The organism is Variovorax sp. WDL1, from assembly GCF_001541225.1.
In the GTDB taxonomy this organism is placed as follows: domain Bacteria; phylum Pseudomonadota; class Gammaproteobacteria; order Burkholderiales; family Burkholderiaceae_C; genus Variovorax.
In genome coordinates this window covers 113646-127016 of sequence record NZ_LMTS01000049.1, presented here as the reverse complement: position 1 = coordinate 127016, position 13371 = coordinate 113646, and the positions used below count along the sequence as shown (strand labels likewise).

Genomic DNA, 13371 nt, shown 5'->3' with positions numbered 1-13371 from the left:
GTGCCTGCGCTGAGGGTCGTCGTCCCAGCGTAGGTGTTGGTGCCGGCGAGGGTCAAGGTGCCGGCACCGGTCTTGGTCACGCTGCCCGTGCCCGAGATCGACCCGGTGGCGGTCAGATCGGCGTCGGTCTGGAAGCCGCCACCGCCACTGCCGATGGTGATGGCACGCGCTGTCGTGACTGTGGCGGTGTTCTGCAGCGTGCCGCCATCGAGGGTCAGCGGGCCCGCCGCCGTGCCGAGGTTCGGGTCGGAGGAGATCGACAGCGTGCCGCCGGTGACGGTGGTGCCGCCGCTGTAGGTGTTGGTGCCGGAGAGTACCAGCCGTCCAACGCCCCTCTTGACCAGGCCGATGCTGCCGGCCCCGCTGAACACGGTGCCGCCGGAGCCGGTCTGGTCGGCGATCGCGTCGGCCACGGTCTGCAGGTCGCCGGCGTCCGGCGCGAAGGCCAGCGTGCCGCTCGTGCCCTGCATGAAGATGCCGCTGCCGAAGGCCGAGCCGTTCTGTGTAGCACTGCCGCCTGCCCCGCCGGTGACGCTGTTGCCGCTCACCTCGGTGCTGCCCGCCAAGGTGAGCGAGCCACCTTGCATGACGAAGATGGCGCCACCCATGCCTGCGCCGCCGCCGCCCGCCAAATCTCCGCCTCGCCCCCCGCCGAAGCCGCCGTAGCCGCCGCTCACGCCCGCACCGCCGCCGCCCCCGAAACCGCCCCAGCCTCCGAAGAAGTTGCCGCCGCCGCCCCCTCCCCCAAACCCTCCGTCCCCACCATTCGAGCTCAGCACGGAGCCAAAGCCGCCGCTGCCACCGCCACCGCCACCTAAGCCACCTTTTCCGCCACTGCCGGTCAACAGACTGTCCGTCAGGTCAACACCGCCACCCCCGCCGCCCGTGTAGTCGCCGCCGTTGCTGCCATCGCCCAAGTTACCTGCACCGCCGCTTGGCCCGCCGCCGTCGCCCCCTAGAAAGGGTAGGCCAAGAAGATCCTCCTGACTGTTGCCGCCCTGCTCGAACAAGCCGCCGCCACCGCCGCCCGAACTAGCGCCGGACTGGGCGGACCCGCCCCCAACGCCACCCATCCCTCCGCCACCGCCTCCGCCACCGCCTCCGCCTCCGCTTTCGTCGCCCGACACCGAGATGCCGCCACTGCCTCCTACCGCCCGGCCGTTGAAGATGAACACATCCTCCAACCTGGCAGCCGCGGCCGTGGCCACGAACACCGCAGCCCCGGCGCCCATGCCACCGCCGCCTGCGCCGGAGCCCGCGCTCCCATCTCCGCCCTGCGCCCGCAGGTTCTGCATCGTCAAGTCGCTGACAGTGGTAGTGCCTGCGCGGATGAAGAAGCCCCGGAACTGCCCAGCCCCGTCGAGCGTGAAGCCATGGCCGTTGATGGTGATGCTGCGTTCGATCACCGGCAGATGCGCACCCAGCGTGATGGCTCCGGTCAGATCGATGACCGCATCGGTACCCGCGATGCAAGCGGCCAGCTCGACGGAACTGCCTGCGGTGCACGCATGGGCGGCAGGGATGCCAGCGCACAAGATGATGGCCGTCAGCACCGAAACCCGCGCGATGCCACTGCGCCTGCCTCGCGCACGCACGTTCTCGGGAGCGGCAACCCAGGCGCCTAGCGCGGAGTTCCAAAGGCTGCGATGCGTTCTGTTCATGGGGATGCTTTCGGGTCGTCCGGGGACCCACGCGCGCGGCGCACACGTGGCGGGCAATGCCGCCTGAACGATTGCCGTGCTCTCGCGAAACACGCCGAGCGCTCAGGCCGCACTTTGTGAAACCGAGGGAATCGGCGACCGTGGGGATGCTAGGAATTCCCGGCAGCCCAGCCAGATAAAAGCAACAAAAAGCGAGAATTCATTTGCCCCGGACACGCCGCCCCGAGCACCGGCGCCTGCAGAAAAGGAAAAGGGCACGCAATGCGTGCCCTTTCGGATTCGGCGGCGTGCGCGACGCCAAGTGCAGGACTACTGTTCGGCCAGCTCGTCGGCCCGCGCCTGCGCAGCGGCGAAGTCCAGGTCGCCCGAATAGATTGCACGGCCGCAGATCACCCCTTCGATGCCATCGGCCTCGATGGCGCAGAGCTTGTCGATGTCGGCCATGTTCGACAGTCCACCCGAGGCGATCACGGGGATGGTGAGCGCCTGGGCCAGCTTCAGCGTCGCCTCGATGTTGATGCCGGAGAGCATGCCGTCGCGGCCGATGTCGGTGTAGATGATCGACTCGACGCCGTAGTCCTCGAACTTCTTGCCCAGGTCGGCAACTTCGTGGCCGGTGAGCTTGCTCCAGCCGTCGGTGGCGACTTTGCCGTCCTTGGCGTCGAGGCCGACGATGATGTGGCCGCCGAAGGCGCTGCAGGCGTCCTTCAGGAAGCCGGGGTTCTTGACCGCGGCGGTGCCGATGATCACGTAGCGCAGGCCGTCGTCGATGTAGCGCTCGATGGTGTCCAGGTCGCGGATGCCCCCGCCGAGCTGCACCGGGATGTCGTCGCCCACCTCCCGCAGGATCGCCTTGATCGCGGCGTGATTCTGCGGCTTGCCCGCGAAGGCACCGTTGAGGTCGACCAGGTGCAGCCGCCGCGCGCCGGCCTCTATCCATTGGCGCGCCATGGCGGCTGGGTCCTCGCTGAAGGTGGTGGACTGGTCCATGTCGCCTTGCTTGAGGCGAACGCAGTGGCCATCCTTGAGATCGATCGCAGGAATAAGGAGCATGGTGCGGGATTGCGCAGAGCGCGAGCGATGAAGCGCAGCGAAAAACTGCTTCAGGGATTCCAGTGGAGAAAGTTTCTGTACAGCTGCAACCCATGGTCCGCACTCTTCTCGGGGTGGAACTGGGTCGCAAAAATATTATCGCGTGCGATGGCAGCGGTAAAGCGTTCCCCGTATTCGGCCTCGCCCACGCTATGAAGGGGATCGGCTGGCCGTGCGTAGAAACTGTGCACGAAGTAGAAGTAGCTGCCGTCCGGCACCCCCGCCCAGACCGGGTGCGGGCGGGTCTGCAACACCTGGTTCCAGCCCATCTGCGGTACTTTGTAGCGGCTGCCGTCGGGCTGGGTGCGGCCGGCCAGCTCGAACTTGAGCACCCGGCCCGGGATGAGGCCCAGGCCCTGGGTCGGCCCCTCGTCGCTCGCCGACAACAGCATCTGCATGCCCACGCAGACGCCGAACAGGGGCTTGGAGGCCGCCGCCTCCAGCACCGACTCCTGCAAGCCGGAGTCGCGCAGCTCCCGCATGCAGTCGGGCATGGCGCCCTGCCCCGGCAGCACCACGCGGGTGGCGCGGCGCACCACATCGGGGTCGGCCGTCACGAAGACCTCGACCCCGACCTGATCGGCCGCATGCTGGACCGCCTGCGAGACGGAGCGCAGGTTGCCCATGCCGTAGTCGACGACGGCAACGGTGTTCTTGCTGCTGTTCAGAGGGAACCCTTCGTCGAAGGAATCACCCCGGCCGAGCGGGGGTCGAGCTCCAGGGCGGCCCGCAGGGCGCGCGCGAAGGCCTTGAAGACGGTCTCGCACTGGTGGTGCGCGTTGACGCCCTTGAGGTTGTCGATGTGCAGGGTGACAAAGGCGTGGTTGGCGAAGCCCTGGAAGAATTCGTAGGTGAGTTGGCTGTCGAAGCCGCCGATCATGCCGCTGGTGAAGGGCACGTGCATCACCAGGCCGGGGCGGCCGGAGAAGTCGATCACTACCCGGCTGAGGGCCTCGTCCAGCGGCACGTAGGCGTGGCCGTAGCGGCGGATGCCCTTCTTGTCGCCGACCGCCTTGGCCACCGCCTGGCCCAGGGTGATGCCCACATCTTCCACCGTGTGGTGGCCGTCGATGTGCAGGTCGCCCTGGCAATCGATCTCGAGGTCGATCAGGCCGTGGCGCGCGATCTGGTCCAGCATGTGGTCGAAAAAGCCGATGCCGGTCGAGAGCTTCGAGCGACCGGTCCCGTCCAGGTTGAGCTCGACTGAGATCTTCGTCTCGGCCGTGTTGCGCGTGATGGAGGCCGTCCGCGCGGCGACGGCAACGACTGCTTCAGGGGCCTTGGGGGTGTTCATAGCGAGGCTTCGAGGGCTGCGAGCATCTGCGCATTTTCTTCGGCGGTTCCGACCGTCAGGCGCAGGCAGTTCGCGAGCAATGGGTGCATTCTAGAAACGTTCTTGATCAGCACCCCGCGGGACTTCATCCCTTCGAAGGTCCTGGCGGCATCCGGCACGCGCACCAGGATCATGTTGGCCTCGCTGGGCCAGCTCCTGACGCCTGGGAGGCCCGCGAGGGCCTCGAAGATGCGGGTACGCCCGGCGCGGATCCGGGCCGCCTGCTCCGCGAAAACCTCGGCGTGCTCCAGCGCGAAGAGCGCGCACTCGCAGTTGAGCACGCTGATGTTGTAGGGCGGGCGGACCTTGTCCACCTCGGCGATCAGCGCCTGCGGCCCGACGAGGTAGCCCAGCCGGACGCCCGCCAGGCCGAACTTGCTGAGGGTGCGCATCAGCAGCACATGGCCGTGGCGCTCCATCCGGTCGATGTAGCTGCGGGCCGCGAAGGGCTGGTAGGCCTCGTCGATCACGACCAGGCCGCCTTGCGCGCCCTGGGCCTGGACGATCTTCTCGATCACGGCGTCGTCCCACAGGTTGGCGGTCGGGTTGTTGGGATAGGCCAGGTAGACGATGGCCGGCTTCTCGCGTGCGATAGCCGCGAGCATGGCGGCCTCGTCGAGCTCGAAATCGGCGGTGAGCGGCACGCCGACGAAGCGCAGGCCCTGCAGCCGGGCGCTCATCGCGTACATCACGAAACCGGGCTCCGGCGCCAGGATGGCCGCCCCGGGCAGGTCGCAGGCCATGGCCAACAGCGAGATCAGCTCGTCCGAACCGTTGCCGAGCATCAGCCCAAAACCTTCGGGCAGCCCCGCGTAGGCAGCCAGGGCGCGCTGGAGGTCGCCGCTGCGCGGGCCCGGGTAGCGGTTGAGCGCCAGCGCGCCCAGGCGCTGGCCCAGCGCGGCCTGCAGCGCGGGCGGCAGGCCGAAGGGGTTCTCCATCGCGTCGAGCTTGAGCAGGCCGCGGGCGTCCTGCACGGCATAGGCATGCATTGACTGGACGTCGGCGCGGATGCGGCTCAAGGCGCGGGTGGTGTCGTCGGAAGCGGAAGTCATTCGATTCAGGGGCAACGGTAGCTGTTGCGCAGCGCGGCGGAGATCACCAGCTGCACCGGCATGTCGGCCTCGTAGCTGTCGGCGTTGCGTGTGAGTTCGGTCTGGTAGAGCGTGCGCGCCATCGCGGGCTCGAGGCGGCGTCCGTTGACGCAGAACAGCGGCTTCTGCCCCGCGCGCTGCTCGGCCTCGCTGGCCTCGCGCAGGCCTTCGACCACCCCGACGAGGTAGTAGTTGGCGTAGATCTTGCCGTCCTTCTCGTTCGCTTCGAGCAAGCGCAGTTCGCGGATGCTCATGGCCTGGCAGGCGGTGCCAGCGGCCACCAGGCCCAGGAGGGCCAGGCGGCGAGCGGACCGAAGCGCCGGGATCGCCATGCCAGCCCCCTCAACGCAGGCGCATGCGGGCGGCCTCGGCGTGCGCCGCCAGGCCTTCCCCTTCGGCCAAGGTCACGGCGATGCGGCCCAGCGGCTGCGCGCCCGCCTCGCTGACTTCGATCAGGCTGGAGCGCTTCTGGAAGTCGTAGACCCCCAGCGGCGAGCTGAAGCGCGCCGTGCCGCTGGTGGGCAGCACGTGGTTGGGGCCAGCGCAGTAGTCGCCCAGGCTTTCGCTGGTGTAGGCGCCGAGGAAGATCGCGCCGGCGTGCCTGAGCAGCGGCTCCCAGCGATGCGGCTCTCGGCTGCTGACCTCCAGGTGCTCGGGCGCTATGCGGTTGCTGATCGCGCAGGACTCTTCCATGCTCTTCGTGTGGATCAGTGCGCCGCGGCCGTTGAGCGAGGCGGCGATGATCGCAGCGCGTGGCATCGAGGGCAGCAACCGGTCGATCTCCCGTTGCACCTGGTCGATGTAGTCGACGTCGGGGCACAGCAGGATGCTCTGCGCGAGCTCGTCGTGCTCGGCCTGGCTGAACAGGTCCATCGCCACCCAGTCGGGCGGCGTGCTGCCGTCGGCCAGCACCAGGATCTCGCTCGGCCCGGCGATCATGTCGATGCCCACGGTGCCGAACACCCGCCGCTTGGCGGCAGCCACGTAGGCGTTGCCGGGGCCGGTGATCTTGTCGACTGCCGGGACGGTGGCGGTGCCGTAGGCCAGTGCGCCCACGGCCTGGGCGCCGCCGATGGTGAAGGCACGCGTGACGCCGGCCACGTGGGCGGCGGCAAGCACGAGGAGGTTTTTCTCGCCGCCCGGCGTCGGAACGACCATGATGATCTCGCCGACGCCGGCCACGTGCGCGGGAATCGCGTTCATGAGCACGCTCGACGGATAGGCGGCCTTGCCGCCCGGCACGTAGATGCCGACGCGGTCCAGCGGCGTGACCTTCTGGCCCAGCAGGCTGCCATCGGCATCGCGGTAGCTCCAGCTCTCGCCGCTGGCCTTCTTCTGAGCCTCGTGATAGCTCCTCACGCGGCTTGCGGCAGCCTCCAGGGCTTCGCGCTGGGCCACCGGCAGCGCCTCGAAGGCCGCGCGCAGCTCGGGCGCCTTCAATTCCAGTGCTTCCAGGCTGTCGACGTCGAGCCGGTCGAAACGCCGCGTGCAGTCGAGCACGGCCGCGTCGCCGCGCCGGCGCACATCGGCCAGGATGTCGGCCACGACCTGCTCGATCGCGGCATCGGTGTCGGCCGACCAGTGCAACCGCGCCTGGAAATCGGCTTCGAAGCCGGCGGAGGCAGTCGACAGGCGGGCGGGGGCGGCTTTCACGTTCATGTCAGCGCCCGCCCGGCCGCCCGAAGGGCGCTGAGCGCCCCCTCGGGGGGCAGCGATACACGACGTGATGAGCGTGGGGGCATTTCATGTCAGGCGGAAGGGATGGCGGAGGCGAAGGCGTCGATGATGTGCCGGATCGGCGCCTGCTTGAGCTTGAGCGCGGCCTGGTTGACCACCAGGCGCGCGCTGATGTCCATGATGCGCTCGACTTCGACCAGGTGGTTGGCCTTGAGCGTATTGCCGGTCGACACCAGGTCGACGATGGCATCCGCCAGGCCGGTGAGCGGCGCCAGCTCCATGCTGCCGTAGAGCTTGATCAGGTCCACGTGCACGCCCTTGCTGGCGAAGAACTCGCGTGCGAGGCCGACGTACTTGGTCGCGACCTTGATGCGCGAGCCCTGGCGCACGGCCGAGGCGTAGTCGTAGTCGGCGCGCACCGCCACGCTCAGGCGGCAGGCGGCGATGCGCAGGTCGAGCGGCTGGTAGAGGCCCTGGTTGCCGTGCTCGAGCAGCACGTCCAGGCCGGTTACACCCAGGTCCGCGCCGCCGTACTGCACATAGGTAGGCACGTCCGATGCCCGCACCAGCACCACGCGCACCTCGGGGCGGGTGGTGGCGAGGATCAGCTTGCGCGATTTTTCCGGATCCTCGCTGACCTCGATGCCGGCGGCGGCCAGCAGCGGCAGGGTCTCGTCGAAGATGCGCCCCTTGGACAACGCGAGCGTGATCACGGCTGGTGCTCCGCCCGCCCGGCCACGCGCTCGATGTCGGCACCCAGCCCGCGCAGCTTGCTTTCCATGCGGTCGTAGCCGCGGTCCAGGTGGTAGATGCGGTCGACCAAAGTTTCGCCCTCGGCCACCAGCCCGGCGATCACCAGGCTGGCGGAAGCACGCAGGTCGGTCGCCATCACGGTGGCGCCGGACAGCTGGCGCACACCCTCGATCACCGCCACCTTGCCGTCGGTCTGGATCCTGGCGCCCAGGCGCAGCATCTCGTCGACATGCATGAATCGGTTCTCGAAGATCGTCTCGGTCACGGTCGAGGTGCCTTCGGCGATCACGTTGAGCGCCATGAACTGGGCCTGCATGTCGGTCGGGAAGCCGGGGTACTCGGTGGTGCGGAAGCTCTGCGCCTTCAGGCGGCCCTGGCTGCGCACGCGAATGCCCTCTTCCACCGCCTCCACCTGCGCACCGGCTTCGCGCAGCTTCTCGATCACCGCGTCGAGGTGGTCGGCACGGCCGTGGCGCAGGAGCACCTCGCCCCCGGTGGCGGCCACGGCGCACAGGAATGTGCCGGCCTCGATGCGGTCGGCCACCACGCCGTGGGTGCAGCCGCCCAGCTTCTCCACCCCCTGGATGCGGATGCGGCGGGTACCGTGGCCTTCGATCTTCGCGCCCATCTCGATCAGCATCTCGGCCAGGTCGGTGATCTCGGGTTCCTGCGCGGCGTTCTCCAGCACGGTCTCGCCGTCGGCGAGCGCCGCGGCCATCAGAAAGTTCTCGGTGCCGGTGACGGTCACCATGTCGGTGGTGATGCGCGCGCCGTGCAGGCGACGGCGGCCGCCTGCGAGGCCCGCCACCATGTAGCCGTGCTCGACCACGATCTCGGCGCCCATCGCCTGCAGGCCCTTGATGTGCTGGTCGACCGGACGCGAGCCGATGGCGCAGCCGCCCGGCAGCGAGACCCGCGCCTTGCCGAAGCGGGCCAGCAGCGGGCCCAGCGCGAGAACCGAGGCCCGCATCGTCTTCACCAGTTCGTACGGCGCCTCGGGCGTGTGCAGCGCACCGGCGTCGAGATGCACCGTGCCGTTGTCGTTGCGCTCGGCCGCCACGCCCATGTTGCGCAGCAGCTTGAGCATGGTCGTGACGTCGTTGAGGCGCGGCACGTTGTGCAGGGTGACGGGACGATCGCTCAGGAGCGCCGCGCAGAGCTCCGGCAGGGCCGCGTTCTTCGCGCCGGAAATGAGCACCTCGCCGCGGAGCTGGCGCCCGCCGCGAATCAGGAGTTTGTCCATGAAAGATCCAGCGAGCGAATTAGGAGTTTTGAGCCGCCCATTCGGCGGGCGTGAAGGTCTTCATCGAGAGCGCATGCACTTCGTCGGTGTGCATTTTGGCACCGAGGGTGGCATAGACGCGCTGGTGTCGCTGGATCGCGCGCTTGCCCTCGAACTCGGTGGAAACGATGGTCGCGTACCAGTGGCGGCCGTCGCCTTCGAGCGTGATGTGCTCGCAGGGCAGGCCGGCTTGGATGATGGATTGGAGCTCTTCGGCAGTCATAGTGGGAAGGGGGCCGCCGCCGGGCCGCCCCAAGGCGGCCCAGCCCCCTCGGGGGGTGGCGTTGCACGAGCGCAGCGAGTGAAAAGCCTGGGGGCCAACATTCTCAGCCCCGGATCTTGTAGCCGATGCGCAGCAGGTGGACCGCGATCGCGCTCACCACCAGCCAGGCGCCGCCGACGATGGCCAGGCTCACCCAGGGCGAGATGTCGCTGACGCCGAAGAAGCCGTAGCGGAAGCCGTCGATCATGTAGAAAAAGGGGTTCAGGTGGCTCACCGTCTGCCAGAAGGCGGGCAGCGAATGGATGGAATAGAACACGCCCGAGAGGAAGGTCATCGGCATGATCAGGAAGTTCTGGAACACGGCCATCTGGTCGAACTTCTCGGCCCAGAGCCCGGCGATCAGCCCCAGCGTGCCGAGGATGGCGGCGCCCAGGAAGGCAAAGACCGCGATCCACAACGGCGCGACGAAGCCCGGCACGGCGAAGAAGGCCGTCACCGCGAACACGCCCAGCCCCACCACCAGCCCGCGCACGATGGAAGAACCCACATAGGCCAGGAACCACCCCCAGTGGGACAGCGGCGTGAGCAGGATGAAGACCAGGTTGCCCATGATCTTGCTCTGGATGATGGACGACGAACTGTTCGCGAAGGCGTTCTGCAGCACGCTCATCATCACCAGGCCCGGCACCAGGAAGGCCGTGTAGCTGACGGAGCCGTAGACCGTGACGCGGCCTTCGAGCACATGGCCGAAGACCATCAGGTAGAGCAACGCGGTGAGCACCGGCGCGCCGACGGTCTGGAAGCCGACCTTCCAGAAGCGCAGCGTTTCCTTGTAGAGCAGGGCGCGCCAGCCCAATGCGTGAACCATCATGGGCGCCCCCACGCTCGGCACATCGTGTCCTCGCTGCCCTTGGGGCGGCCCGGCCCGGCGTTCATCGGGCGACCTCCAAGGGCGTCTGTTCGCCCGCCATCAGGTCGATGAACACATCTTCGAGGTCAGCTTTGCGCATCTCGACATCTTCCACGTCCAGCCCGGCCTCGCGGATCGCGGCCAGCAATTGCTCGACCTCGCGCGCGTTCTGCGCCGGCAGCTGCACGATCCGGCCCGTGATGCGCGCGTGCTGGGCCAGTTCCCAGGGCAGCATGCCGTCGGTCTTGAAGCGCAGCACGTTGCTGGCGGCCGAACGCAGCAGCTCGCTGGTGCGGTCCAGCGCGATCACCCGGCCCTGCTTGAGCATCGCGATGCGGTGGCACAGCGCCTCCGCTTCCTCGAGATAGTGGGTTGTCAGCAGCACCGTGCTGCCCTGCTTGTTGAGCTTGGCGACGAACTGCCACAGCGTCTGCCGCAGCTCCACATCGACGCCGGCCGTGGGCTCGTCCAGCACGATCACCGGCGGCTTGTGCACCAGCGCCTGGGCGACCAGCACGCGCCGCTTCATGCCGCCGGAGAGCTGGCGCATGTTGGCGCCGGCCTTGTCGGCCAGGCCGAGGCTGCTCAGCAGCTCGTCGATCCAGTCGTCGTTGTCCTTGATGCCGAAGTAGCCCGACTGGATGCGCAGGGACTCGCGCACATTGAAGAAGGGGTCGAAGACCAGCTCCTGCGGCACCACCCCGAGCTTGCGGCGTGCCTGGCGATAGTCGCGCTGCACATCGAAGCCATGGACGCTGATGGAGCCCGCGCTCGGCCTGGACAGGCCGGCCAGCATGCTGATCAGCGTGGTCTTGCCGGCGCCGTTGGGCCCCAGCAGACCGAAGAACTCGCCCTCCTCGATCTGGAACGTGACCTCATCGACGGCACGCAGGCCGGGTTTTCCCTCGGCACGCTGCTGGCGCGAGGCAGGATAGGTCTTGGAGACCGATTGGAAGGAGATCGCAGGCATGGGAGCCCGCGATTTTAGGGCCCTGCCGCTTTTCCGCTTTCGGGCGGGACAAAGGCCTGCCGGCCCACCTCGGCCGCTGGATCATGGCGCGGCGGGCAGAAGGCCCGCCACGCCGTACAGCGACGCGAGTTCGCGCAGACGCGGCGGCAAGCCCTTCACTGCGAAGCCGCGGCCCAGCGCATTGGATTCGCGGCGGCATTCGAGCAGGACCGCGAGCGCCGAGGAATCGAACTGCGCGAGCGCACTTGCGTCGACCACAGTCGACGATGCGGCCTGCCCCGCGAGCCCTTGCCGCAGCATGAGCACGCAGGCGGGCGCCTCGTCGTGCGTGAGCTTGGGCGGCAGGACCAGCATCGGGCGGCTCAACCCTTGCCGTTGCGCTTGTTGCGCTCCGTCAGTGCGACGATCAGGCCGTCGATGCCCTTGGCGTTGATCTCCTGCGCGAACTGGCTGCGGTAGGTATCGACCAGCCACACGCCGAGCACGTTGAGGTTGTAGATCTTCCAACCGCCCGCCTCGCCAGGCGTCTTCTCGAGACGGTAGTCGAGCTGCACCGGGTCGCCGCCGCCGCGAACTTCCGTGCGCACCAGCACTTCCTTGTCGTCGGGCGAGCCGCGGAAGGGACGCACAGCCACGCTCTGGTCGCTGACCTGGTCGAGCGCCCCGGCATAGGTGCGCACCAGCAGCTTCTTGAACTCTTCCTGCAGGCGCTGCTGCTGCTCGGGCGTGGCCTGGCGCCAGGCCGGCCCGACGGCGGATGCGGTCATGCGCTGGAAGTTGACGTTCGGCATGATCTTGGTGTCGACCAGGACCATGATCTTGTTGACGTCGCCGGCCTTGATCGATTTGTCGGCCTTGATGGTATCGAGCACGTCCGTCGACAGGCGCTTGACCAGCGCGTCCGGCGCCTCGTCGGCGGCGTGGACAGGCCGCACGAAGACGGCGGCGCCTGCGAGCAGCAGGCCGGCCAGCATCAGGCGCCCAATGGAGCGTCGTTGCAGGATCTGATTCATCGATGGTTCCCTTGTTGAAAGTCTCGAGCCCATGTGGCCCGTGAAGAATTGGAGCAGAGGGTTGTCAATGGGGTTCCGGCCCCCGTGCAAAGCGCGCAACGGGATGCAAGCGCCGGATACATGGTCAATTGCCCTCGTTCGGCAAGTCCCCGTCATGCACGTCGTTCTTTCGGCGCTGCAGATGGGCATCGCGCGTGAACGTGTACTTGTCGAGCGCCGCATCGTCGAGCAGCTGGCTCGCACGCAGATAGTTGGAGCGCGCGTCGATCACGCGAACAAAGTAGAGCGAGTTGCGCCACCGCACGTCGTGCATCTGGTTGAGCAGGTCGCCCTGCCGATCGATCGTCAACGCCGCGGTGTCGCGCAGCGTCGAAGAGCCCAGCAACGGCAGCACGACGTACGGGCCGCTCGGCACGCCCCATCGGCCGAGGGTCTGGCCGAAGTCTTCCGAATGGCGGTCGATGCCGGCCTCGGTGGCAATATCCAGCAGCCCGCCGAGCCCGAAGATGGTGTTGACGTTCACGCGCATGAAGGTCTGGGCACTGTGCTCCAGCTTGAGCTGCAACACGCTGTTGGCAAAGCTCCACACATCGGACAGGTTGCCGAAGAAATTGTTGACCCCACGGCGCACGACGGAAGGCAGCGCACGGCGATAGGCCGTCGCCGCCGGCACCAGCACGGCGTCGTCCACGACGTCGTTGAAGCGCATGACGCCGCGGTTGAAGGGTTCGAACGGGTCGGCCGGATTGGCCTTGGGCCCGGAGGCGCAGCCGGTGGCCAGTGCCAGCGCTGCAATGGCGCCCAGGTAGCGCAGGGCCGGGGCGGTGCCGCGCAGCACGCACGGCAGATCGAGGGGGGATCGTGGTTTCATTTCTTGTTGCCGTTGCCCGATGGCGTGCTGCCCTCAGCCGCCTTGCTGTAGAGAAACTGTCCAATCAGGTTCTCCAGCACCACCGCCGACTGCGTCGAGGTGATGGTGTCGCCGGCTTGGAGGGTCTTCTCCTCGGCCCCCGCCTCGATCCCGATGTACTGCTCGCCGAGCAGGCCACTGGTCAGGATCTTGAGGGAGCTGTCCTTGGGAAAACTGTAACGGCTCTGCAACGCCAGCGTGACGCTGGCCTGGAAATTCTTGTCATCGAACGTGATCGATTCGACGCGGCCGACGACCACGCCCGCGCTCTTGACCGCGGTCTGCGGCTTCAACCCGCCGATGTTGTCGAAACGAGCGCTGACGGAATAGGTCTTCTGGAAGTTCAGGCTCAGCAGGTTCGCGGACTGGAGCGCGAGGAACAGCAGCGCTGCCGCGCCGATAAGCACGAACAGGCCGACCCAGACGTCATTCTTGGAATGTTGCATGGCGTGCCCT

At 67.8% G+C, this 13371-nt stretch carries 16 protein-coding genes; all 16 read right to left on the bottom strand.

Annotated features, from left to right (window positions below):
* A partial coding sequence (locus APY03_RS45315) for an ESPR domain-containing protein (RefSeq protein ID WP_198161224.1) occupies positions 1–1661 on the bottom strand: 1661 nt, incomplete at its 3' end.
* 309 nt (positions 1662–1970) lie between these two features.
* A complete protein-coding gene (hisA, locus tag APY03_RS08435; protein ID WP_068675776.1) occupies positions 1971–2714 on the bottom strand; it encodes a 1-(5-phosphoribosyl)-5-[(5-phosphoribosylamino)methylideneamino]imidazole-4-carboxamide isomerase in 744 nt (247 codons plus the stop codon).
* 50 nt (positions 2715–2764) lie between these two features.
* A complete protein-coding gene (gene hisH / locus APY03_RS08430) occupies positions 2765–3421 on the bottom strand; it encodes an imidazole glycerol phosphate synthase subunit HisH (protein WP_068675795.1) in 657 nt (218 codons plus the stop codon).
* Positions 3418–4047: an imidazoleglycerol-phosphate dehydratase HisB gene (gene hisB, locus APY03_RS08425; protein ID WP_068675774.1), complete on the bottom strand. Its 630-nt coding sequence runs from the start codon at positions 4045–4047 to the stop codon at positions 3418–3420. Before hisB ends, hisH begins: the two co-directional genes overlap by 4 nt.
* A complete protein-coding gene (gene hisC / locus APY03_RS08420) occupies positions 4044–5138 on the bottom strand; it encodes a histidinol-phosphate transaminase (RefSeq protein ID WP_068675772.1) in 1095 nt (364 codons plus the stop codon). Before hisC ends, hisB begins: the two co-directional genes overlap by 4 nt.
* Before the next feature lie 5 nt (positions 5139–5143).
* A complete protein-coding gene (locus APY03_RS08415; protein WP_068675770.1) occupies positions 5144–5509 on the bottom strand; it encodes a hypothetical protein in 366 nt (121 codons plus the stop codon).
* Positions 5510–5519: 10 nt separating this feature from the next.
* Positions 5520–6836 (bottom strand): histidinol dehydrogenase, encoded by a 1317-nt coding sequence (gene hisD, locus APY03_RS08410; RefSeq protein WP_068675768.1) that lies wholly within the window; start codon positions 6834–6836, stop codon positions 5520–5522.
* Positions 6837–6925: 89 nt separating this feature from the next.
* Positions 6926–7567: an ATP phosphoribosyltransferase gene (hisG, locus tag APY03_RS08405; RefSeq protein WP_068675766.1), complete on the bottom strand. Its 642-nt coding sequence runs from the start codon at positions 7565–7567 to the stop codon at positions 6926–6928.
* Positions 7564–8850: a UDP-N-acetylglucosamine 1-carboxyvinyltransferase gene (murA, locus tag APY03_RS08400; RefSeq protein ID WP_068675764.1), complete on the bottom strand. Its 1287-nt coding sequence runs from the start codon at positions 8848–8850 to the stop codon at positions 7564–7566. Before murA ends, hisG begins: the two co-directional genes overlap by 4 nt.
* A gap of 19 nt (positions 8851–8869) precedes the next feature.
* Positions 8870–9112, bottom strand: coding sequence for a BolA family protein (locus tag APY03_RS08395; protein WP_068675762.1), 243 nt, complete (start codon positions 9110–9112; stop codon positions 8870–8872).
* A gap of 103 nt (positions 9113–9215) precedes the next feature.
* Complete coding sequence (locus APY03_RS08390) at positions 9216–9980, bottom strand: ABC transporter permease (protein ID WP_068675793.1); 765 nt, start codon at positions 9978–9980, stop codon at positions 9216–9218.
* A gap of 64 nt (positions 9981–10044) precedes the next feature.
* A complete protein-coding gene (locus APY03_RS08385) occupies positions 10045–10992 on the bottom strand; it encodes an ABC transporter ATP-binding protein (RefSeq protein ID WP_068675759.1) in 948 nt (315 codons plus the stop codon).
* Positions 10993–11073: 81 nt separating this feature from the next.
* Positions 11074–11346, bottom strand: coding sequence for an STAS domain-containing protein (locus APY03_RS08380; protein WP_068675758.1), 273 nt, complete (start codon positions 11344–11346; stop codon positions 11074–11076).
* Between the two features lie 8 nt (positions 11347–11354).
* The gene (locus tag APY03_RS08375) at positions 11355–11966 is read right to left on the bottom strand and encodes an MlaC/ttg2D family ABC transporter substrate-binding protein (protein ID WP_443082806.1); all 612 of its coding nucleotides are present in this window, start codon (positions 11964–11966) and stop codon (positions 11355–11357) included.
* Between the two features lie 163 nt (positions 11967–12129).
* On the bottom strand, positions 12130–12876 hold the full coding sequence (locus APY03_RS08370; protein WP_083944225.1) for an MlaA family lipoprotein: 747 nt from the start codon (positions 12874–12876) through the stop codon (positions 12130–12132).
* Positions 12873–13361 carry an outer membrane lipid asymmetry maintenance protein MlaD gene (gene mlaD / locus APY03_RS08365; RefSeq protein WP_068675754.1) on the bottom strand — a complete coding sequence of 163 codons (489 nt, stop codon included), beginning with the start codon at positions 13359–13361 and terminating at the stop codon, positions 12873–12875. The genes APY03_RS08370 and mlaD overlap by 4 nt, the downstream gene beginning before the upstream one ends.
* Positions 13362–13371: the final 10 nt, after the last annotated feature.

Bases quoted from the DNA above. Each gene is read 5' to 3' on its own strand.
- hisA (WP_068675776.1), bottom strand. From the start codon at position 2,714: ATGCTCCTTATTCCTGCGATCGATCTCAAGGATGGCCACTGCGTTCGC.
- hisB (WP_068675774.1), bottom strand. From the start codon at position 4,047: ATGAACACCCCCAAGGCCCCTGAAGCAGTCGTTGCCGTCGCCGCGCGG.
- hisC (WP_068675772.1), bottom strand. From the start codon at position 5,138: ATGACTTCCGCTTCCGACGACACCACCCGCGCCTTGAGCCGCATCCGC.
- APY03_RS08415 (WP_068675770.1), bottom strand. From the start codon at position 5,509: ATGGCGATCCCGGCGCTTCGGTCCGCTCGCCGCCTGGCCCTCCTGGGC.
- hisD (WP_068675768.1), bottom strand. From the start codon at position 6,836: ATGAACGTGAAAGCCGCCCCCGCCCGCCTGTCGACTGCCTCCGCCGGC.
- murA (WP_068675764.1), bottom strand. From the start codon at position 8,850: ATGGACAAACTCCTGATTCGCGGCGGGCGCCAGCTCCGCGGCGAGGTG.
- APY03_RS08395 (WP_068675762.1), bottom strand. From the start codon at position 9,112: ATGACTGCCGAAGAGCTCCAATCCATCATCCAAGCCGGCCTGCCCTGC.
- APY03_RS08390 (WP_068675793.1), bottom strand. From the start codon at position 9,980: ATGGTTCACGCATTGGGCTGGCGCGCCCTGCTCTACAAGGAAACGCTG.
- APY03_RS08385 (WP_068675759.1), bottom strand. From the start codon at position 10,992: ATGCCTGCGATCTCCTTCCAATCGGTCTCCAAGACCTATCCTGCCTCG.
- APY03_RS08380 (WP_068675758.1), bottom strand. From the start codon at position 11,346: ATGCTGGTCCTGCCGCCCAAGCTCACGCACGACGAGGCGCCCGCCTGC.
- APY03_RS08375 (WP_443082806.1), bottom strand. From the start codon at position 11,966: ATGCTGGCCGGCCTGCTGCTCGCAGGCGCCGCCGTCTTCGTGCGGCCT.
- APY03_RS08370 (WP_083944225.1), bottom strand. From the start codon at position 12,876: ATGAAACCACGATCCCCCCTCGATCTGCCGTGCGTGCTGCGCGGCACC.
- mlaD (WP_068675754.1), bottom strand. From the start codon at position 13,361: ATGCAACATTCCAAGAATGACGTCTGGGTCGGCCTGTTCGTGCTTATC.